Raw genomic sequence first — 19,484 nt, 5'->3', positions numbered from 1 at the left:
AAAAAAGCCGTCTTTATGCGGTCTTTTTTATTACTAGTTAACCCATCTTTGAACAGTACTTAAACCCGTACCACTGTGATTTAAAAAGCAATTAAACGGCTTAGAATCACCATACCCACCATAACCATTTTTAGCATTAACTTGCATAGCTAAAACCAATCTAGCGCCGCTAGCATCATTGCGCCACTGCTTTTCATGCGATACAACCATAAACGAATTAGGATCGCGCCAGCCGCCGCTATTTTTTGCAAGCTCAGTGCATTGTTGCAAAATATCATTGCTTACACCTTGTGTATCCGGGGCTTTTGTTACTTTTAAATGCAGCTCTTTAGCATCCGGTGCGCACGGCGTTTGGCTAAATGTGGGCACATCGTCAACAATACATTGGTAAATTTTTGCGTGGATTGGTAAGGCGCACAAAGCAAGTAAGGCAAGAGCAGGGTATTTCATAAATTAAGTCCTTTTAAATAGTAACTAGCGAAAAAATCAAACTTGCAGTACCATAAAAAACTTTATTGCCGTTGTCTACTTTTTAACTAAATTTTCCCGAAATCCCGCACGGCCAACACCTAAGCACAACCCCCCACAATACCGAAAAACAACAAGGCTTTTCGGTATGTTCGTATTCAACCCGCTCAACTTAAATTACTTTAAACAAGTGCCCGAAGTGCAAAACGCGCTTGCCCCGTACTCGCTTAAATTTGCCCAGTGCATATTACCTATCTTGTATTTAGAGGGTGGCTTGCGCAGCGATGGCGGGTTAAATAATGGTGCATCAGACCGTGGCGGCCTTACCAAATACGGTATAAGCCAGCGCGCTTACCCACATGTAGATATTAAAAACCTAACGCTTGCTCAAGCGGTTAGCCTGTATCACCGTGATTATTGGCGTGCCATGCACTGCGAGCAAAGCCCCGCAGGTGTTGACTTTATGCTGCTAGATGGCGCAGTACAGCACGGCGCACCCGCCATGACCCAATTAACCCAGCGATTAGTCAACTCAAAGCCCGATGGTCGCATGGGGCCAAAAACCCTAGCTGCCATTTTAGAACGCCCAGCCCTTAGCCTAACCGTTTTGCTCAGCGTAAACCGTGGCCGTAAGTACGCCCGTATTTGCGCAAACGACTCAAGCCAAAAACCAAACTTAGAGGGCTGGTATAACCGCCTAGCTCATGTAACTGAATTTGCAGTAAATCAGTTAAGCGGGGTGGCCTAATGGGTAAAAATTGGGATTGGTCCTATCAAAAAGGCCGCGAGAAACGCATGGAGCAAGAGGTAGATGCGCGCATGCACAATATGCCATTCGACCCGCGCAAAATACCAATGCACAGTCATTGCGGCACCATGCAAAGCCATTTTAATAAAGGTTGGCAATCAGTTAGAGCCATCGACATACAGCTACGGGTAGACGGCCAGCAAAGCTTTAAAAACGCCCGTGAAGCCCTTAAAAAACGTTTTGGAGAATCCAATGGCCGCTAAAGTAAAACCGCTTACCACAGCGCAAAACACCGTAATTAAAGAGTTAGCACTTACCTTAGTATTTAGTGAAATAGAGCAGCACGTAGTTAAGCCAAGCTACGAAGAGGCCACGGGTAAAAAGTACGACTCACAGCACCCCGAGTCATTTACCAACAAAATGTTAAATAACAATCCAAAAGCTAAACAGGTATGGAACGCCTTGCAGTCCGCAATTAAAAAAGAGCACAAACGCCAACGCCTACTTTGTAAGGAAGATAAAAAATGAAATACCAAGATATAAGAACAACGTTAAAAACAGGTGACATTGTTTTGTTTAGCGGTAAAGGCCCTGTTAGTACAGGGATTAAGTTCGCCACTGGTTCAAAGTGGTCACATGTGGGGATGGTGTTTGTATTGCCTGAATATGACTTTGTGTGTGTGTGGGAGTCAACCACCTTATCAAACATTAAAGACTTACAAAGCGGTCAAGCCCGCCAAGGCGTGCAACTAGTTCCGTTACGTGAACGAGTGACCAAATACAACGGGCAAATTGCAGTGCGCCAATTACAGGGGTTTGAAGCCGACTCAGCCAGTTTAAAAAAGCTAAATTGTTTTCGTAAAGACATTGCCAATAGACCCTACGAGCAAAATAAAATTGAGCTTATAAAGTCAGCTTACGACGGTTTGTTAGGCGCCAACCAAGAATGCTTATCAAGTTTGTTTTGCTCAGAACTGGTTGCAGAAGCTTACCAACGCTTAGGGCTTTTAAGTGAATTGGTTCCTAGTAACGAACACACCCCCGCCGATTTTTCGCAAACAAATAAATTACCTTTGCTTACCGGTTCGCTGGGGCCAGAGATTATTTTAACCCTTTAAAAAGGATCGCTATTGATGTCAATCGACGACGCACAAAAAACAGAACAACACCTGCTAGATGCCGCGCTATCTATTCAACGCGAACAAGCAAATAAACCAGGGGCGACGTTTATGCACTGCCAAGAGTGCGGCATAGACATACCAAAGCAACGCCGTGACGCAGTTAAAAACTGTAGCACCTGTGTCGATTGCCAATCACTCATTGAAATACAACAACAGCATTACAGGCACTAGCATGGAATTTATTCTTGAATGGCAAAAAGCATTTATAACCGTTTGTGTAGCCATAGTAGGCGCTGGCGCACTGGCATGGCTACGCAGTACCTTTGTGACTAAAAAGGTGCATGAGGTGTTAGAAAGCCGTTTAAGTGCCGTAGAAAAAACAGTAGAAGACCTACCCAACGCCGACGACCTACACGAACTTGATAAACGCCTAATAGAAGTGAGCGGCAAAATAGACGGACTAAACCCACAGCTCACCGACCTAAAACGCTTAACCGACCTACTAATGGAAAACGAACTCAGAGGCACGCGCAGCAACGACAGCTAAGCAGGCTAACCCACATTTAATTCAGGAAAAACCACCATGGCAATGTTACAAGTTCAAGCCGAGCACCAACGAATTAGCATACTTATAACGCTAAAAGAATCCGCCGATTTTGGCGCTAATACCAGCATGCTAGCCGATGTACTACAGCGCTATGCACTGGGTTGCAGTCGCGATCAGCTTAAAACCTTACTCAATTGGTTAGAGCAAAACGGCTATATAACACTCGATAAACTCAGTGCTAACACATGGGTAGCCCGTATAACGCAATCAGGCATCGACGTAGCCGAGGGCATAAGCGTAGTGCCCGGCATTAAACGCCCTGGGCCACGAGGTTAACTATGAGCGAGTCAATCCGCAGAGGCCAGCCCAGCAAAGTTGATTTACTGCCCGAAGACATTAAAAAGCAGCTCGACTCAATGCTACGCGACAAACGCTTTAGCCAGGGCGAAATACTCGACGCCGTAAACAGCCTTATTATTGAGTCAGGCTTAGACGAGGGCGCAACTATTAGCCGCAGTGGCCTAAGCCGCCATGCGCAAAAAACCGAAGCCATAGGCCAAAAGCTACGCGACCTGCGCGAGTCAACTAAAGCACTTACCGCAGAGCTGGGCGAAAAGCCCACAGGCGATACCACCAAGCTAATTTTAGAAATGGGCCGTTCTCAATTGTTCCGTGCTATGCAGCAACAAATGATGAACCCCGACGAAGACGCAGCGGTAGACATCGACACCATAAAAGATGCCATGCTAGCAGCCCAGCGCCTAGAGCAAACCGCCATGGCCGCACACAAACGCCAGCAAGAAATCGAAAAAGCCTACGCGCAAAAGCTCGCCAAAGACCTAGACCAAAAGGTTAAAAACGAAAACTTACCGCAAACCGCAGACGACATGCTGGCCTTTTTCAAACGCGACATATTAGGGCTAAAGCATGACTAGCACCGCGCAAAGCGTTACCCAAACCAACGAGCTACCGCTTAGTAAAGTGGCAGGTTCGTTAGCGGTTGCCATGGGCACCGACATACTTTTTGGCTATCAAAAAGCATGGATGGAAGACAAAGCAATAGTAAAAATTGCCGAAAAGTCGCGCCGTACTGGGTTAACCTTTGCCGAAGCACTCGACGACGTACTAAGCGCAGCGGCAGCCGCAAACGGCCAAAACACCTACTATCTTGGCTCAGACAAAGAAATGGCTAAGGAGTTTATAGACGCCTGTGCATTTTGGGCGCAAAAGCTCAACATGGTTATGGGTGAAGTGGAAGAGGGCATTTTTGAAGAAAAAGACCCCGACGGCACAAAGCGATCAATCAACACCTTTGAAATTAAATTCCCAAATACAGGCAAAAAAATTGTCGCGCTTAGCTCTAACCCACGTAACTTGCGTGGCCGTCAAGGCAACGTAGTAATAGACGAAGCCGCATTCCACGACAAGTTAGACGAAGTACTAAAAGCCGCTATGGCCTTAACTATGTGGGGCGGTCGAGTACGTATTATTTCAACCCATAACGGGGTAGATAACCTATTTAATACCCTAATAACCCAAGCTAGGCGCGGCACTAAAAAGTATTCCGTGCATCATATCCCCATTGATAAAGCGCTAAAACACGGCCTATATAAACGCATTTGTTTGGTAAGTGGGCAAGAATGGACGCAAGAAAAAGAAGACGAATGGCTAGCTAACCAAGTTGATTTTTACCCCACACAGGATGCCGCAAACGAAGAGCTATACTGCGTACCAAGCCAAGGCGCAGGGCAATACCTAAGCCGCCGATTGCGTGAACGTGCCTTAAGTGACGACTGCAAAGTACTGCGCTATGAAGCCCCCACCGACTTTGAAAGCTGGACAGAAGACCAGCGCGTAAAAGACGTAGCCACATGGTGTAAGCAAAACATAGATGATTTACTCAGTAGGTTAAATCCTGATCTAACTCACGCCTTTGGTGAAGATTTTGCCCGCAAAGGCGATTTAACCGTATTCAGTATTGGTGAAATAAACCAAGACACCAGCCTAAGCGTGCCCTTTATGGTCGAGCTGCGCAACGTAACCTACGAGCAGCAAAAGCAAATCATGCTCTATATTTGTGACCGCATACCAAAACTACGCGGCCTAGCGTTTGACGCCACAGGTAACGGCGGCTACTTAGCCGAAGCTGCAAGCCTTAAATACGGCACCGAGCTAGTCGATAGCGTGCATTTATCACAAGCTTGGTATCGCGAGTGGATGCCAAAACTAAAAGACTACTTTGAAACTAACAACATCACGCTACCCAAAGACCAAGACGTACTAGACGACCTAGGCCAAATTAAACTTAAAAACGGTATTGCTCAGGTAGATAAAGGCAAAAACACCGGCACCGATGGCAACAAACGCCACGGCGATAGCGCCGTATCAATTGCCATGCTAATACGGGCAGCCGAAATGGACGGCAGCGCCATCGAATTTACACCATTGCCAAGCAAAGCCCAGCAAAGTGCTAACAGCTTGCGCCCCGACCACAGCGACGACCTAGCAAGTGATCGTAAGGCAGCGTGGTAATGCCCCGATTTAGAATTAGTTACCAAGAGCTGTTTACAGCTAAAACGCAGCAGCTTGATATAACCGCCGCAAATTTGCCACAGGCCCACCAACACACAAAAACGCTAGACGTATACGTGCTAAGCGTTAAGCCCATCATAAGAGTAACCGCATGAACCAAATAGTAGACATTCACGGCAACCCGCTAAATTCAACCGACTTTAAGCAAGTACAAACAGAGCAAGACAGCCGCATTGGCATGTTAATGCGCCAGTACGCCGAGCACCCGAGCGAAGCACTTACCCCTGCAAAATTGTCGCAACTATTAAAAGATGCCGAAGCCGGAGACTTATCGGCCATGGCCGACCTAGCAAAAGACATGGAAGACAAAGACGGCCACCTATTTAGCGAGCTAACCAAACGCCGCAGAGGCTGGCTTAAATACGATTGGTCAGTAGAACCGCCGCGCAACGCAACAGAGCAAGAAGAAAAAGACGCCGCAGCAATTCAAGAAATACTTGAAGATGCCACCTGGTTAGACGACCTACTATTTGATTGCAGCGATGCAATATTAAAATCGTTTTCATGTAACGAGCTTAACTGGGCGTTTGATAACGGCGAGCATATTATTACCGGTTACGAATTTCGAGACCAAAACCTATTTCAAACCCACCCCGACAACCGCAACCAGCTTATGCTGCGCGACAACAGCTACACAGGCCAAGCGCTAAACCCGTTTGGTTGGTGTGCCCACGTTCACCGCAGTAAGTCGGGTTATATACACCGCACCGGTTTAACCTCAACCGTGGCATGGCCGTACTTATTTAAAAACTATTCAATACGCGACTTAGCCGAATTTTTAGAAATTTACGGCCTACCGCTACGCTTAGGTAAATACCCCAATGGCGCAAGCGAAGACGAAAAAGCCACCCTGTTACGTGCCGTGCTTAGCATCGGCCACAACGCAGGCGGTATAATTCCCAAGGGTATGGAAATCGACTTTCAAAATGCAGCCAACGGCCAAGCCGACCCATTTGAAGCCATGATCAAGTGGTGTGAAACCACTCAAAGTAAAGCCGTATTAGGGGCAACGCTCACCAGCCAAGCCGACGGCAAAACCAGCACCAACGCGCTGGGCAGTGTGCATATGGACGTACTAAACGACATAACCGAAAGCGATTTAAAACAAGTAGCCAACACCATAACGCGCGATATTATTTACCCAATGCACGCGCTTAACTCTAAAAGCTACTCAGGCGCACGCCGTATACCTCGCTTTAAATTCGACACCAGCGAAGCCGACGACATAGCCGTACTTGCCCCCGCGCTTAAAATACTTACCGAGGCTAACTACCCAGTACCGGTAAGTTGGGTAAGCGAAAAAACCCAAATACCACTACCAGAAAAGGGCGAAGCCATTTTAAGCATTGCACCACTTACCGCACCAACAGAGCCAAGCGCCGCACTTAAGGGGTTTGCTGCGCTTAAAAATACACCGCAAAAAGACAACGCCGACCTAGTAGCCGAGCAGCTGGCCGCACAAGCACAAACTCACTTAAACAGCATGAGCGATGCCGTAACGCAGTTGGTTAAAAACGCCAGCAGCTTAGAAGAAATACGCGACGGCATACTAGAACTAGAGCCACAAATAAGCACAGAGGGCTTTAGCGAGCTAATGGCAAAGGCCATGGCAGCCAGTGAGTTACTAGGCGCACTAGAAGTGGATGAGGGGCGTTAAATGGCTGTTAGATACGGCTCACTGCCGTTTGAAGACGGGATAAAGTTTTTTAGGCAAAAGCTAAATACCCCTAGCAGCAGTTGGGATGATGTTTGGCAAAACGCCCATAACCGCGCATTTATGGTCGCAGGTGTAACCAAAGCCGACATGCTTAACGACTTTTACACCTCAGTCGATAAAGCCATAAGCGAGGGTAAAAGCCTGGGCTGGTTTCAAAACGAGTTTAACAACATTAAATCGCGTTACGGCTGGGAGCATAACGGGGAACCTGCATGGCGCAGCCAGTTAATATACGAAACCAATATACGCCAAGCCTACAACGCAGGGCGCGAGGGGCAAATACAAACGCTTAAAGCCACACGCCCTTATGCACTATACAAACACGGCGATAGTGAAACCCCGCGCGTACTGCACTTAAAATGGAATAACTTGGTTTTACCGGTTGATCATCCATGGTGGGATACCCACAGCCCACAAAATGGCTGGGGCTGTAAATGTAAAAAGTTTAGCCTAAGCGAACGTGAGCTTAAACGCCGTGGCCTAACTGTAGGCACCGCGCCAGATGAGGGTAACTACACTTGGACCAACAAAAAAACAGGCGAAGAGTTTGAACTACCACGCGGTATTGATCCGGGCTTTGACTACACCCCAAAAAACACCGCCCAGCTAACAAGCCAGGCTAAAAAGCAAGTGGCCGACAAACCACCGCTTAAACAGCGCGTAGCAGATTACCAAGCAACCCGCATTGTGCCATCGGCTTACAGCACCGCTAAAAACGTCACAGCATTAAAGCTCGACCCACTATTAGCCCAGCTCGATAGCGAAGTACTTAACGGCTTAAACAGCTTTTTAACCGCCAAGCAAACTAAAACCCTGTTTGTAAAAAGTAACGAAATGAGCGCAGGCTCTAAAGCAAATGCAGCCATACGCAGTGACGTAGGCGAGTACTTAGGCGTAGATGACTTTTACGCCCGCATGCAATACGCCACCCGAAGCCCTAAACGGGTAGGCGGGTTTACCTCAGTGGGGTTTGAGCACGTAGTTGTAAAAGTAAAAGCCAGCCAAAACTTAGCCAAAGTAGACATGCAAGCCGTGCAAGACACCGCAGCGCTTACCGTAAGGCTCGCCGCTAACAACGCAGGTAAGTACAGCTTTAAGCACAATGGACAAACCTTAAAACGCGATCACACAATATCAGATACACTTAACGCACTGGATAAAAACGAAGCACATGCAGTGGTAGCCACATGGCTACACGAACTAGGGCACCAAGTGCATTACTACGCAGGCGCACCGGCCTTTTTAAAAAACGCCTTACCCGTAACCTATTACGGAGCCGCCAACAAATACGAAGAGTTTGCCGAGGCATTTACCGCCTGGGCACTGGCTCGCAAAGAGCTTAAAAAATGGCAACCAGAGCTTGTAAGCTGGATAGACCAACTAGTAAAAGATGCCACCAAATCACAGGAAAAAAGACGATGACATTAATCGAGCAAACGCAGCAGCTACTAAAGCAAACCCCGTACACCATACAAACGTGCCGCGATTTTGCGCACCTTGAAAAACGCGCCAAAGGCCAAGAGGCCGACGAAATAGCCGACCTACTCCCCGCACTAATCGCAGGGCTAGACCAGCAAACACACATGCAAGCCTTTAACGAGGGGCTAGTGTAATGGCAGGCGCTAAAATACAAATAAGCACCCAAGGCGCACAAGCCGTAAGCGACGTGCTCACCCAGCTTATTAAAAATGCCAATAACCTAGCGCCCGCATTGGGTAACGTGGGGGAACATTTAATGTTGACCCACCGCGATCACTTTGACGAGCAACGCAGCCCCGACGGCACACCATGGCAAGCACTTAGCCCCGACTATGCCAAAAGCAAAAAAAAGAACAAAGATAAAATACTCAGGCTAAACGACATACTGCGCGACACACTCGCTTATAACATCGGGGACGAATCACTAGAGTTTGGTACAAACATGGAATACGGCGCTATTCACCAATTTGGTGGTACAAGCGATATGCCACCCCGTTTAGCCGCTATACCCGCACGGCCATTTTTAGGGTTGTCAAGCGATGACGAAAAAGAAGTGATTGAGATACTCAGCGAGTTCTTAATTAATTAAACCATAAACGCCTGTATGCCATTTTAAGCGCATATAAACGCTAATTGGCATAATGTGGCGAGTTTTTAAATACACAGCCTTACGTTTAATTTTAAACAGTGTTTAAACAGGGTTGTTAGTTAATAGGAGGGTAGCCAATGCGCCCAGCACTTACAAATGCACTCACCAACGCCATAAGAAGTGCATTTAGTTATATACCAACAAATTTAGAGCAGTGGGTGGCAAGGCTAGATGGATTTAGCCAGCACTGGGTTTTATCAAGCCCATTTACTGTAACTGAAGGGCAAAGAATAGAGCTTTCTATTTACGGTGTTACTACTGAAAATGAAAGAATGACATTGTTCGGGCAGTATGGTCAAGATGGCGACAGTCTTAATATACATGATAGAGGGCAAGTCCATTTTAGAACAGGTGATGGTCATGTTTCAGATTTAAGCCTTGATGGTAGTACGCCCGCAATCATTGCAGACCCATTTAGGTATGATGGGTTGTCTCATGAAATAACAGCAACGATTAAAAGTGGCTTTACAGTTAGCACCGATAAATTTGGAGCAGCTGCTAACGGTGGGCTGTTTAGATATTATCTGTCTGGTGCGGTGCATAATATTAAACATTATGACGTTGATGGTACGCTTTTGCTTGATTTACCGTTAACCAATAAATCACAAGGGGCAACACAACTTGCAACGGTGGGTAATATCAGCGCGACAATGCTTAATTACACAGAAGATGTATGGGAAAAATTACCACGCCTTACTGACGTTTATGGGGCAAGGACTGACGGTATAATGCAATATTGGGAGCTTAGCGAACCAATACCCGCACCAATTGGTACTCTGATTGAATTACAAACCTACGGTATTACCTCAAAATCATATGGGGCAGTACTTTCAGCCAGTGGGGGCGGTACTGCTAGTTTTCCTGATACTGAAGGCGGGAATACCTTAGCGTATAGGAGAGGAGGGCAAATAAGCGCTCAAATATCTGTTGATGATGGAGCTTTTGAAATTACCCCAGCATACCCTTTTGACGCAGTAGGTGTACATACGGTCAAGTATCAGATTACGGGGGCGAATATGTCTGTCCACTATATTAACGCTGATGTCCCTAATAACAGATGGTATCTTAGTGGTGCATTATTATCGTTTAAACTAACAACCCCAGACGGGACAGTTTATGAAATACCATTGACCAACAGAGAACAGGGCGCTACACAACTTGCCACGGTGGGCGATATTAATGCCACCATGATTAATTTTAGTACAGACGTTTGGGAGCAGTTATATAGTGCCAGTTAATAATCAAAAATACGCTTTAGTGACCAACGAAGGTTGGGAAAGTTCACTAAATGAAAGATGGTCTAATGCGCCACTGGTAGGCGGTTACAGGCTTCTAGTTTTTTCAGGCAGTGACTTACCAAAGCTTGAAGCTGAATATAGCGATACTGAGTTTAAATACTTAACTGTCGAAGACACTATTGAAGCTATGAATGCCGGTGAGATAGGTCCATTCATTTGCAATATCAATCAAGCGCGTGAAATTGTTGCGCACTTTAACCCACCCCAACCCGATACAAACCAGGAGAACAACCATGCTATTTAGCAAAGTATTTGTTGTAGGCGCTACGGCGCTAACCATTACACAAAACGATTTAGGCGCACAAACCTGCGATAACTACTCAATTATTGTGGCAGGCCCAGCGGCCAGCGTTAAATACAAAATTAAAGGGGCAACCAATCAAATAGAGTTAGGCGAGTTAACTGGCCAAAATAAACTAGAGGTTGGCGATATAACCGAGTTTGAGGTAACATCGGCAAGTAACACAGAGGTGATTATACAAGGCTTTTAACCGGCCTTAACCCCACTGTAAATTCCCGAAACACCGCACGGCCAACCAATTCAAATCTAAACCCATACTGAGCACAGATTATTCAAACTGTGCTCAGCCATGAAAAAACCATTCCAAAGCTTACTAGAAACTACAATAGGACTCGCTGTTTTATCAGCTAGCAAGCCCGCCGACCTAGGCTTTGCTGCGTGCCGCTTTGCAAGCGACATTAACGAGCAAGGCATAAGCGAGCGCGTAATGGTGATGCCCGACGGCTATTTTAACTCCCACGATGGACGCCCGTTCGATGTACCTGCTAATGCCTGGCTACTAGACCAAGCCGCATTTGAGCTACTTAAAAGCACTGCCAGCACACGTACTAACGACTACCACTTTGACTACGAGCATCAAACACTACACGCCGAAGAAAACGGCAAGCCAGCCCCAGCAAGTGGCTGGTTTAACCCAAGCGACTTAGAGTACGTACCAGGTGAGGGGCTTTATGCCCTAAATGTACGCTGGACACCTAGCGCACGCGCACACCTAAAAAACGATGAATACCGCTTTATAAGCCCTGTTTTTCATTACGACAAACAAACAGGTCGCCCAACCAAGTTACGCCACTTTGCCCTTACCAACGACCCAGCGGTAGACGGTATGGACAAAGTAGCGGTTTTAAAAGCTTCTAAAACCCATGTTAACAATGGAGATACACCCATGAATGCAGCTCAAAAATTGCTGAGCTTGCTAGGTATAACTGTGGATGGTGAAAAAATCACCGATGCAGACTACACCCAAGCAACAACAGCGCTCACTGCTTTAAAGGCCAAAGCCGACGAAGCCGACACGCTCACAACCGAGCTAAGTAACGCCAACGATGCCGTTGCAGCACTAAAAGCCAATAGCCCTAATGAGGTTAATTTAGCTAAGTACGTGCCGGTTGAAACCTACAACGCACTGCACACTGAAATGGTTGCCCTTAAAAGCACCAGCGACAACCAAACCGTTGAGCAAGAAATTAACAAAGCCAAACAAGATGGCCGCGTGATTGCCAGCGAAGAAGAGTACCTAATAAGTTTAGGCAATCAGCAAGGCATAGCCGCGTTAAAAGCGGTGTTAGATGCCCGTTCACCTATTGCAAGCTTAACGGCCAAGCAAACCACTCACGCACCTAAGCCCGCGCAAAACCAAGACGGCTTAGCAGCACTCACAGCAGACGAAAAGTATGCAGCAGACCAGTTAGGTCTATCGCACACGGCTTATGCCAAAGCTAAACAGGAGCAAAACTAATGGCTTTAGTGACCCCAGCACTTTTAACCGCATTGTTTACTGGTTTTAAAACCGAGTTTGAACAAGGTAAATCAGAAGCAATGCCGCAATTTAATAAAATTGCCAGTGTAATTAAATCTACATCGGCCAGTAATACCTATGGCTGGTTGGGTAAGTTCCCAAGCCTGGCTAAATGGATTGGCGATCGTAATATTCAAAGTATGAAATCGCAGGCGTACACCATTACCAACGACGATTACGAGTCAACGGTAGGCGTAGACCGCAACGACATTGAAGACGACAACCTAGGCGTGTACTCACCTATTTTTAAAGAAATGGGTAACGCCGCAGCTATTCACCCAGACGAAATGATTTTTCCGTTATTAGCAGCAGGTTTTACAACGCTGTGCTACGACGGGCAAAACTATTTTGATGAAGAACACCCAGTTTACCCAAATGCCGACGGCACAGGTACTGCGGTATCTACTGCAAATATGGCGGCTGATGTTGATTACACAGGGGATGCCTGGTACGTGCTCGACACCTCTAAAGCCCTTAAGCCGCTTATTTTTCAACAGCGCAAAATGCCTAACTTGCTTGCCATGACAAAAATGGACGACGAAGCCGTATTCACGCGCAAAGAATACCGTTACGGCGTTGATTGCCGCGATGCAGCAGGCTTTGGTTTTTGGCAGTTGGCCTTTGCTAATAAACGTGCATTAACACCAGATAACCTATGGGACAGTATCGAAAAAATGCGCAGCTTTACTGCCGACGGTGGCCGTAAGTTAGGTATTAAGCCAACCATGTTAGTTGTACCAGCAAGCATGGAAAAGCTAGCAACCCGCATGTTAGAGCGTGAGCTTGATTCAAACAGCTCAAACGAACTTAAAGGCCGTGTAGAGCTACTCGTAGCTGATTACCTTTAACCACCCATAAACCCTATTTAGTACGGGGCTGTATAGCCCCATACTTTAAACCAGGAGTAATAATGAAATGGCTAAAAACCTTAAGCTCACTGCGCTTGCATCTATCATTGTGCATTGCACGCAGCCTACAGGCTACCGTCGCGGTGGTATTGCCCACACAAGCGGAAAAAACACTATTGACGCTATCGAGCTTACGCAAGAGCAGCTTGAAGCAATTGAAAATGATCCACGCTTATCGGTGCAAGCTGTACCGCTCGATGCGAGTACTGCGCAGAACCCACAGCTGGACGCAGATAACCTGGGTGCAAATTTAGATGCCCCTAAACTCTACACTCAGGTTGATTACACCCAAGCACCCATTGAGCTACAACCCGTTATTGCATTAATGATTGATGCACAAATGGAGCTTAAGCCAGTTGTTGAGCAGGTGGCTTATGAAGCGCCAGGCGAAACCGAGGGCGAGGTAGTTAAAGTTAAAGTACCTGCCGCACAGCGTGATGAAGCATGGCAATGGCTACAAAACGCAGCTAAAGCAGGCGAGGGAGAATAAATGCCTTACGCAACAATAGCCGCAATGCAAAAGCGCTTTGGTGAGCAAGAACTTATTTATTTAAGTGAACGCGACGACGCCCCCGCTGGTGTAATTAATACCGCAGTTATTGAGCAGGCCATTACCGATGCAAGCGACATGATTAACGGCTATTTAGCTGGGCGTTACGAATTGCCGCTTGTAACGGTTCCTAACCTACTTGAGCAATTTTGTTGTGATATTGCTCGTTATAAGTTAGGCACAAACGACACCCCAGAGCACATAGAAACCCGCTACAAGGATGCAGTAAAGTTTTTAACCTCAGTAGCTAAAGGCGAGTTAAGCATAGGCGTAAACGCCCTAGGCGAGGACGCAAAAGTGCAAGACACCGCCACTATACAAAGCGCAGGCACTGTGTTTGCACGTGAAAAGTCAAAGGGGTTTATTTAATGTTTGAAATTACAACCGACTATTTTGCCGCTCAAAATCCGCTTAAACAGGCACTTGAACAAGTACCAGGCATTAAGCGTGTTTACCTAAGCGACGAGCTAGCCGACGTAAAAGAAGACCGCCAAACAACCCCTAGCATTCACCTTATGTACTACGGCGATAACTTACCAGAGAGTAAAAACGCCGGCTATTTGATGCAGCTAACCCAAACATGGATTGTTGTACTGGTAGTGCGCAAGCAAGACACAAACGCAGGTGAGCACCTAACTAACATTATTCGCGCTATGGCGGGCAAAGTGCTTAACGGCACGGGGCCATGGCTTAGAGTAAACACCCCAGCTAAACCCCAATTCACCAAAGGCCATGCGTATTACCCGCTGGCTTTTACTTGTCAAATGAGACTTAAAGGAGCGCTTTAATATGAGCGACGGTATTTTACTAGCGGGCAACATTTTTGTAGACCGTTTAAACGAGCAAGGCATAAGCACCGGCCAAATTTTTGGCCCAATTAACACCACTAAGCTAGGCATTAAGGCCGAAGCCGATTCGGTTGTACGTACATCAAATAAAAAAGCCACTAAGGGCCAATCACTTGATGACGTAAAAATAGGCAAGCCAACGGTTATTACATGGGAGTTTGACGACCAGCCAGCCGAAATGATCGCACTTGCGCTTATGGGCGATGTAGCTGCCATTAACGACGCAGCCGGTACATTAACTGACCAAGCTGTAACATTACCGGCTAACCAGTCATGGGTTGCAGTACCAGGACAAAACTTTACAAACGACGTAGTAGTAAAGCAAGCGGCAGTAACGTTAGTTGCGGGTGTTGATTACGAGTTTAACTTTGCGCTGGGTATGATACGCGCCATTAAAGGCGGTGCATTGGATGCAGGCGGCAGTATTACCGTAAGCGGTTCTTACAACGCTCGCACTGGTAAACGCATTAACGGTGCAACGGTATCGCAAACGCGCTTACGTATTTTTGGCGAGGGCACAAACTTAGCCAATGGTAAGCAAGTTAACTTTGAAATTTACGACACGTCAATGATGCCAACCTCTGAGCTTGATTTAGCAAGCAGTGAGTTTGTAACCGCTGCCCTTGAAGGAACAGCCAAGCTGGTAGCAAACAAAACAGAGCCGTACTACATTGACGAGCTAGACGCTTAATCAATTACCTCGTACCAAAAGGCTCAGCCCTTGAGCCTTTTTATTCCCTATTTAAACACCGTTTAAAACTGAGTTAAAACCATGGCAAATAAAACCCTAGAATTAGCCCTACGCATAGTTGCCGAGGCCACCGGCAAGCAAAATATCGAGCAGCTTGTAACCGAGCTTGAAAATATTGAGCAAAGCGCAGATGCCGCTAATCCAGCCGCCAAAAGCCTAAGCGACTCATTAGACGACACCGACACCAGTGCAAAACAAACCGGTCAAACAGCCGGTAAGCTTGCCAAAGAATTAGACGGATTAGCTAACCAAGCTGATCTAATACGTGCGTTTGAGCAATCAAAACAAAAATTAGAACAACAAGAAATTGCCACAACCGCAGCAGCATTAGCCCTTGATAAACTTCAAGCAGAAGCTAAAAACACCGACAAACCCTTTGTGCAGCTTGCACGCTCACTCGATGCCGCAGAAAAAGATTTAACGCAAATGCGCACCGAGCTTACCCAGCAAACAAGTAAGCACGCAGCACTACAAAATGCCCTTAAAAAGTCAGATTTAGACACCAATAACCTACGCGCAGCCAAGCGCGATTTAGCAGCCCAGTTTGATAAAACAGGCCGCTCAGTTGATAAATTTAGCAATAATTTACGCACAGGAACCACAGCCCAGCGCACCCAAGCACAAAGCCTAGACGGTGTAATAGGCAAAGTAACCGCATTAGCCGCAGCCTATGTGGGGCTTGACCGTGTGGCCCAAGCAGTAACCCAAGTATTTACCACAGGCGATAAGTTTGAAAAGCTAGGCGTGCAAATGCAGGCGCTAATGGGTGGTATAGCTGGTGGAGAAAAAGCCACCGAGTGGGTAAAAGACTTTACCAAAAATACCCCTTTGCAAATGGGTGAAGTAAGCCAGGCGTTTGTAAAGCTTAAAGCCTTTGGCCTTGATCCAATGGATGGCACCATGCAGGCCATTACTGACCAAGCTTTAAAGTTAGGCGGTGGTTTTCAAGAAGTAGAAGGCGTAAGCCTGGCATTAGGCCAAGCCTGGGCAAAACAAAAATTACAAGGCGAAGAAATACTACAGCTTATTGAACGGGGTATACCTGTTTGGGAGCTATTAGAAAAAAGCACAGGTAAAAATACCGTTGAGCTGCAAAAGCTATCAAGCGCAGGCCAGTTAGGCCGTGATGTAATAAAAGGTTTAATAGATGAAATGGGCCGCGCAAGTGCTGGCTCAGCTGCGGCACAAATGGCGCTTTTTAGCGGGCAAGTATCGAACGCTAAAGACAACATGGAGCAGTTTTATAACCTAATAGCGCAAAGTGGCGCAATGGACTGGTTAAAGGCCAATATAACGGCCCTTAATACCGAGTTTGCAGCCATGGCCGCAGATGGGCGCTTGCAAGAGTGGGCGCAAAAAATTAGTGACACCATTGTAAGTACGGGCGAAGCAATTAAAGGCGCTGCAACCACGCTCTACGAATACCGCGAAGAAATAGCCACCGTTGCCAAAGTGTGGTTAGCGCTTAAGGTTGGCACCTATTTTAGTAGTGTGATCAGCGGAGCCACTACAGCCATTGCCTCACTGAGAACCTACACAGCGGCCATTGGTGCCACTACGGTAGCCACGAACGCCGCAGGCATAGCCGCTGCAAAGTGGAGCACTGCCCTTAAAACAGTTGCTAAGGCGGGGTTATATACCTGGTTAATTAGCGAATTAATTGAGGTTGGTTTTTTATACAAAGACTTACTCGTAGCCGAAGAGGCGCTACGCAAGTCACAACAGCAATCAGCCCAGCAAGCGCAATTGCTCACCGATGAATTAAAATCATTATCTGACTCAACAGGCTTAGTTATTACCAACATGACCGAGTTAGATGCGCTAATAGAAGCCGGCACACTTACTTGGGATGAAGCAAACCAGCGCTATATAAATATTGAGTACCAGCAGCAAAAAGTAGCCGAGGCCACCGCTAAAACCTTAGCCGCTGAAAAAGAACGCCAAGCGTTTTTAAGCCTAACATTACCCGAAGCCATTAAAACCATAGAGTCATTACAGCAGCAAGCCACCGCGCTTGACGGTGTAACAGTAGGCGTTGACGGCTTTTTACAAAGTATTGAATCGGCCCGTACTGCTATTATTGCTGCCGGTGAACAATACCAGGGCCAGTTAGTTGTATTAGACGCGCTAAAAGTTAAGTTTACTGAGCATGGCGAGTTATTAGATCGTCAAAAAATATTTGCAGGCGATGTAGCCAAAGCCTACGAGGCACTGGGTTTAACCTCAGTTAAAGCACTTGACGATACGGCTAACAAACTACGTGCCGCGTATGAGCTAATGCAAGAGTCTGAACAGCCTTTAGCTATTCAGCAACAAGCGTATTTAAAATGGGCCGAGGCAGCAATAAAAGCCGCAGATGCTACCGATCAAACTGTGCCCTCAAGTATTCAAGCCGCAGCTGCCGCGCTTGGGCTTACCGAAGAACTAGACAAACTGATAGAAAAGGCCAATGGATTAAAACCAGCTACGGATGCCAATAGCGAAGCCGTAAGTAAATTTTCTGCTGAACTTGATAAAACAAAAGCGGCGATTGCTAATAATAAAGCAATAATGGATGAATCAACGGCATCAGATGAGCAAAAGCGTATTGCTCAAATTGCGCTAAATAAACAAACAGGCTTAGTTATTCAGCAAGAAGAGGATTTAGCTAGAGTTCGTGAAATTGAAAGCATGAACTTACAACAGCTAAATGCTGAGAATAAAGAGCTACAAGACGAGCTAAAAACCCTTGAAAATCAATATCAGAATAACTCAATTACAGCTCAAGATTACAACGAGAAAAAAGAACGGATAGCAAGCATTCTTGATGTGGTAAACAACCTGTTAGGTGATTTTAAAAACACACAAGACGCTGCCACCAACGCAACCAAAGCAGGCACGCAGGCCACCAAAGAGCAAGTAAATGCCACCAACTCAGCAACTAAAAGCCTACGTGAGCAAATAGGACAATTAGATAATGTATCTCGCTCATACCAAAATGCATCACAAAGTGCTCAAAGTTACTATAGTCAACGAAGCCAAACTTCAGGCGCAAGCGTTAGCCAAGTAGTCGATTACCAAGAAAAGAATGGTCGAAATGCATATGACTTAGATACGCCCGAGATTAGAGCCGAACGCAACAAAAGACAAAGAGCGGGTTATGAAACTGGGCATTTGGAGAAGTACCAAAGAAGTGTTGCATCCGCCAAAACGAATGCCGATCTTGATAAAATCTATAAAGAGCTTAACCAGCAGTTGAGCAAGTTAGGCACTGAAAATAAAAAAATAATTAACGATGCAATTAAAGCACGACGTGAAGCGTTAAAGCCCAGCAATAAAGTAAGTCAATCACAGGCTTACACGCCTAGCTATGCACCCACACAAACGTATACCCAGCAAACCCCAACGTATGCGCAATCTAATAGTGTGTCTAATTCAGCCTCTAACAGCGCTTTAAACAGCTTAGCCGCAGTAGTAAAAGAGCTAACAGCAGCTTTAAAAGCTCAGCCAGTTGCGGGTACGAGTAGCAGTAACACACTTAAAACCGTGCGCTTAGAGCTTGTTCTGCCAAATAAACAGCTTATTTACGGTGAGTTTGAAGAGCGCTTTTTGCAAACATTAGAGCAACTGAGTAATACACAATGATAGTAATTAACGCCCAGCAATTAGATAACTTTGTTTGGTTAGACGAACTCGATTACATAGCCGTTGCTGAGCAATCAGAACGTGCCCTTAATGGCGCTCAGCACATTGAAAAAACCATTATACCCGCTGGGCGTTCAATCAATTTATACAGTGACTTTGAAGCGGCCAGCGTGTTTAACCCACTTTTTGAACACGCCCGCACAACACTTACCCAGTTTGAAATATCAATACGCGGTACTGCATTTACTGTGGTGTGGGACCATAGCCAAAAGCCGGTAGAGGGCACGCCGCATACGCATTTTTCAGACTCAGCACCGACCTATTTTCAAAACGTAAACCTACGTTTAAAAACTGTTTAAAGGCC

Annotated in this window: 25 protein-coding genes; 24 read left to right on the top strand and 1 reads right to left on the bottom strand. The window is 46.3% G+C overall.

Going from position 1 to position 19,484, the window contains the following annotated elements:
* Positions 1-33: 33 nt before the first annotated feature.
* Entirely contained in the window at positions 34-450 is a 417-nt protein-coding gene (locus tag P20652_RS01645) for a hypothetical protein (protein ID WP_008172302.1), read from the bottom strand.
* 166 nt (positions 451-616) lie between these two features.
* Here P20652_RS01645 and P20652_RS01650 point away from each other — a divergent pair, with 166 nt between their 5' ends.
* The 24 genes from P20652_RS01650 to P20652_RS01765 all read left to right on the top strand — a co-directional run bounded on the left by P20652_RS01650 (position 617) and on the right by P20652_RS01765 (position 19,479).
* A complete protein-coding gene (locus tag P20652_RS01650) occupies positions 617-1,216 on the top strand; it encodes a glycoside hydrolase family 108 protein (protein ID WP_008172301.1) in 600 nt (199 codons plus the stop codon).
* On the top strand, positions 1,216-1,479 hold the full coding sequence (locus P20652_RS01655; protein ID WP_008172299.1) for a hypothetical protein: 264 nt from the start codon (positions 1,216-1,218) through the stop codon (positions 1,477-1,479). The genes P20652_RS01650 and P20652_RS01655 overlap by 1 nt, the downstream gene beginning before the upstream one ends.
* On the top strand, positions 1,469-1,744 hold the full coding sequence (locus tag P20652_RS01660) for a hypothetical protein (protein ID WP_008172297.1): 276 nt from the start codon (positions 1,469-1,471) through the stop codon (positions 1,742-1,744). The genes P20652_RS01655 and P20652_RS01660 overlap by 11 nt, the downstream gene beginning before the upstream one ends.
* The gene (locus P20652_RS01665) at positions 1,741-2,334 is read left to right on the top strand and encodes a hypothetical protein (RefSeq protein ID WP_008172296.1); all 594 of its coding nucleotides are present in this window, start codon (positions 1,741-1,743) and stop codon (positions 2,332-2,334) included. The genes P20652_RS01660 and P20652_RS01665 overlap by 4 nt, the downstream gene beginning before the upstream one ends.
* Before the next feature lie 15 nt (positions 2,335-2,349).
* Positions 2,350-2,568 (top strand): TraR/DksA C4-type zinc finger protein, encoded by a 219-nt coding sequence (locus tag P20652_RS01670; RefSeq protein ID WP_008172294.1) that lies wholly within the window; start codon positions 2,350-2,352, stop codon positions 2,566-2,568.
* Position 2,569: 1 nt separating this feature from the next.
* Positions 2,570-2,884: a DUF2730 family protein gene (locus tag P20652_RS01675; RefSeq protein ID WP_008172292.1), complete on the top strand. Its 315-nt coding sequence runs from the start codon at positions 2,570-2,572 to the stop codon at positions 2,882-2,884.
* 36 nt (positions 2,885-2,920) lie between these two features.
* Entirely contained in the window at positions 2,921-3,220 is a 300-nt protein-coding gene (locus P20652_RS01680) for a hypothetical protein (RefSeq protein ID WP_008172290.1), read from the top strand.
* 2 nt (positions 3,221-3,222) lie between these two features.
* Positions 3,223-3,819: a DUF3486 family protein gene (locus P20652_RS01685; RefSeq protein ID WP_008172289.1), complete on the top strand. Its 597-nt coding sequence runs from the start codon at positions 3,223-3,225 to the stop codon at positions 3,817-3,819.
* Positions 3,812-5,416, top strand: a complete 1,605-nt coding sequence (locus tag P20652_RS01690) for a terminase large subunit domain-containing protein (RefSeq protein ID WP_008172288.1) — start codon at positions 3,812-3,814, stop codon at positions 5,414-5,416. Before P20652_RS01685 ends, P20652_RS01690 begins: the two co-directional genes overlap by 8 nt.
* A 151-nt stretch (positions 5,417-5,567) precedes the next feature.
* Positions 5,568-7,133, top strand: coding sequence for a DUF935 domain-containing protein (locus P20652_RS01695; RefSeq protein ID WP_008172286.1), 1,566 nt, complete (start codon positions 5,568-5,570; stop codon positions 7,131-7,133).
* Positions 7,134-8,615 (top strand): phage minor head protein, encoded by a 1,482-nt coding sequence (locus tag P20652_RS01700; RefSeq protein ID WP_008172285.1) that lies wholly within the window; start codon positions 7,134-7,136, stop codon positions 8,613-8,615.
* Positions 8,612-8,806, top strand: a complete 195-nt coding sequence (locus P20652_RS01705; protein ID WP_008172284.1) for a hypothetical protein — start codon at positions 8,612-8,614, stop codon at positions 8,804-8,806. Before P20652_RS01700 ends, P20652_RS01705 begins: the two co-directional genes overlap by 4 nt.
* The gene (locus P20652_RS01710) at positions 8,806-9,261 is read left to right on the top strand and encodes a phage virion morphogenesis protein (protein ID WP_008172282.1); all 456 of its coding nucleotides are present in this window, start codon (positions 8,806-8,808) and stop codon (positions 9,259-9,261) included. Before P20652_RS01705 ends, P20652_RS01710 begins: the two co-directional genes overlap by 1 nt.
* A gap of 137 nt (positions 9,262-9,398) precedes the next feature.
* Positions 9,399-10,559 carry a hypothetical protein gene (locus P20652_RS01715; protein WP_008172280.1) on the top strand — a complete coding sequence of 387 codons (1,161 nt, stop codon included), beginning with the start codon at positions 9,399-9,401 and terminating at the stop codon, positions 10,557-10,559.
* On the top strand, positions 10,549-10,863 hold the full coding sequence (locus P20652_RS01720) for a hypothetical protein (protein ID WP_008172278.1): 315 nt from the start codon (positions 10,549-10,551) through the stop codon (positions 10,861-10,863). Before P20652_RS01715 ends, P20652_RS01720 begins: the two co-directional genes overlap by 11 nt.
* Positions 10,853-11,110: a hypothetical protein gene (locus P20652_RS01725; RefSeq protein ID WP_008172275.1), complete on the top strand. Its 258-nt coding sequence runs from the start codon at positions 10,853-10,855 to the stop codon at positions 11,108-11,110. The genes P20652_RS01720 and P20652_RS01725 overlap by 11 nt, the downstream gene beginning before the upstream one ends.
* A gap of 99 nt (positions 11,111-11,209) precedes the next feature.
* Positions 11,210-12,379 (top strand): phage protease, encoded by a 1,170-nt coding sequence (locus P20652_RS01730; protein WP_008172273.1) that lies wholly within the window; start codon positions 11,210-11,212, stop codon positions 12,377-12,379.
* Positions 12,379-13,287, top strand: coding sequence for a Mu-like prophage major head subunit gpT family protein (locus P20652_RS01735; RefSeq protein ID WP_008172271.1), 909 nt, complete (start codon positions 12,379-12,381; stop codon positions 13,285-13,287). Before P20652_RS01730 ends, P20652_RS01735 begins: the two co-directional genes overlap by 1 nt.
* Before the next feature lie 67 nt (positions 13,288-13,354).
* Positions 13,355-13,837 carry an HI1506-related protein gene (locus P20652_RS01740; RefSeq protein WP_008172269.1) on the top strand — a complete coding sequence of 161 codons (483 nt, stop codon included), beginning with the start codon at positions 13,355-13,357 and terminating at the stop codon, positions 13,835-13,837.
* Positions 13,838-14,266 carry a gp436 family protein gene (locus P20652_RS01745; RefSeq protein WP_008172267.1) on the top strand — a complete coding sequence of 143 codons (429 nt, stop codon included), beginning with the start codon at positions 13,838-13,840 and terminating at the stop codon, positions 14,264-14,266.
* On the top strand, positions 14,266-14,685 hold the full coding sequence (locus tag P20652_RS01750; protein WP_008172265.1) for a hypothetical protein: 420 nt from the start codon (positions 14,266-14,268) through the stop codon (positions 14,683-14,685). Before P20652_RS01745 ends, P20652_RS01750 begins: the two co-directional genes overlap by 1 nt.
* A gap of 1 nt (position 14,686) precedes the next feature.
* Positions 14,687-15,436: a hypothetical protein gene (locus P20652_RS01755; protein WP_008172263.1), complete on the top strand. Its 750-nt coding sequence runs from the start codon at positions 14,687-14,689 to the stop codon at positions 15,434-15,436.
* Positions 15,437-15,517: 81 nt separating this feature from the next.
* Positions 15,518-19,120, top strand: coding sequence for a tape measure protein (locus P20652_RS01760; protein ID WP_008172261.1), 3,603 nt, complete (start codon positions 15,518-15,520; stop codon positions 19,118-19,120).
* Positions 19,117-19,479, top strand: coding sequence for a hypothetical protein (locus P20652_RS01765; protein WP_008172258.1), 363 nt, complete (start codon positions 19,117-19,119; stop codon positions 19,477-19,479). The genes P20652_RS01760 and P20652_RS01765 overlap by 4 nt, the downstream gene beginning before the upstream one ends.
* Positions 19,480-19,484: the final 5 nt, after the last annotated feature.

The organism is Pseudoalteromonas sp. BSi20652, from assembly GCF_000239855.1.
Classification (GTDB): Bacteria; Pseudomonadota; Gammaproteobacteria; order Enterobacterales; family Alteromonadaceae; genus Pseudoalteromonas.
The sequence above is the reverse complement of the archived record's forward strand: the minus strand, read 5'-3'. Positions and strand labels throughout refer to the sequence as shown.